Raw genomic sequence first — 542 nt, forward strand, 5'->3', positions numbered from 1 at the left:
TATTGTGACATCTCTATCCGCGTTGGACTGGCTTGCTGTGGGGCGGGCAGGCGCAGATGAGCCGGTTTCCCGCATCATACGTCAGATGGTTCTTTCCGAGAGCGGTGCCGCACAGGCGCGTTTGTTCGGAGGCGGTGATGCGCCGCTACGCGCAGCGGCGCTGGTGAATGGTACCATTTCTCATGCGCTTGATTATGACGACACGCATTTCGCTCATATCGGTCATCCATCGGTTGCTGTTTTTCCTGCAGCCCTTGCTCTTGCGGCGTGGGAAGACCGACCTCTGGTCGATCTGCTTGAGGCAGCGCTAGTGGGAATGGAGTTATCGATCCGCATCGGTTTGTGGCTTGGTCGTGGTCATTATCAGGCTGGTTTTCACCAAACAGCCACGGCTGGCGCGTTTGGGGCTGCGGTGGCTGCGGGTCGGATTATGGCATTTGACGTAAAGCAGATGCGTGACCTGTTGGGGCTAACCGCGACCCGGGCCTCAGGGCAGAAATCACAGTTTGGGACCATGGGTAAACCTTATAACGCTGGGCTTG

General features: G+C 57.6%; 1 protein-coding gene. It reads left to right on the forward strand.

Annotated elements, in window-relative coordinates:
* The coding region (locus tag ACR0EL_RS22730) for an MmgE/PrpD family protein (protein ID WP_480502388.1) at positions 1 to 542 on the forward strand (542 nt) is incomplete at both ends.

This window comes from Ruegeria sp. AH12, assembly GCF_056541465.1.